The following is a 1,177-nucleotide window of genomic DNA, read 5'->3' as shown; positions in this document are numbered from 1 at the left end:
CTGCGTGGCCCGCTGGAAGGCTACGTCGGAAGCTCCATCCAGTTCACGCTGGCGCAGTGCTCCCACGAGCAGATCGCCGCCTTCATCGCAGGCTGTGAAGCGCGTGGGCTACCGGTGAAATGGTACGGCAAGCCGCTGCCGGAGGATTACACCAGCCGCTACGACAGCTGGGCCTATCTGGGCAGCCATCGTGCAGTGCCCAATGCCGACCGGGTGCTGGCGACGCTGTGTGATCTGCGTCTCCCGCTGACCTTTGACGTGCAGGACTGCGAGGTCATCGCGGACTTGATCCAGGACGCTCTGCACAGTGCACGACCTGTCTCGACCGTCGCGTGACTATGCCCGGCGGCAGCACGTGACAGGGGTGAACCCATAACGATAACGCTTTGAAAGCCACATGATCTTCAATCCGCATGTCCTGGTGACAGGCCATGCGGACCCGCAACCAGTGGAGTAATAACAATGTTCAATAAAGCTCTCTTGGCAACCGCAGTGATGTTGGCGATGTCAGCGACCGCTCAGGCAAAGACCTTCAAGGTCGGCATGGGCGATCCGATGGATTCGGATCAGGGCGCGCTTGCACAGCGCTTCGAGGAACTGGTCGAGGACCTTTCCGATGGCGAGATGCAGGTGGAGTTGTTCCCGGGCGGTCAGCTGGGCTCCGAGACCGGCATGATCCAGGACACGCGCATCGGCAAGCTGGACTTCGCGCTGATCGGCGTCGGCAACCTGACGCCCTACGCGCCGCGCCTCGGCGCGCTCACCATGCCCTATGCACTGCGTAGCCATGCGGATGCCGTCAAGGCCACCACCGGCCCGCTGGCGGATGAATGGAACCAGATCGCCGAGAAACAGGCCGGCGTCCACATCGTCAGCTGGCTGTATTCCAACTTCCGTTATCTGACCAACTCCAAGCGTCCGGTGACGTCGCTGGAAGACCTTGAAGGCATGAAGATCCGTGTGCCGCAGAACAAGATCATGCTCGCCACCTATCAGGCCTGGGGCGCCAGCCCGATCAGCATGTCGTGGCCGGAAGTCTTCACCGGTCTGCAGCAGGGCGTGATCGATGGCCAGGACAACCCGGACATCGTCAACTACACGATGAAGTTCCAGGAAGTGCAGAAGTATCTGACCGAGGTCCACTATCAGTACTCCCTGCAGCCGATCGTCATGGGGG

At 61.2% G+C, this 1,177-nt stretch carries 1 protein-coding gene and 1 pseudogene; both read left to right on the top strand.

What is annotated here, in order from left to right; translation table 11 throughout:
- Nucleotides 1–336, top strand: a pseudogene (locus AC4FAH_RS07760) (hypothetical protein); the annotation flags it as partial.
- Between the two features lie 168 nt (nt 337–504).
- Nucleotides 505–1,177, top strand: a 673-nt coding sequence (locus AC4FAH_RS07755; protein WP_490245855.1) for a TRAP transporter substrate-binding protein, incomplete at its 3' end; no start/stop codon positions are given.

The organism is Cobetia sp., from assembly GCF_983723665.1.
Note: the sequence above shows the minus strand (reverse complement) of the source record. Positions and strands in the feature narration are given on the sequence as shown.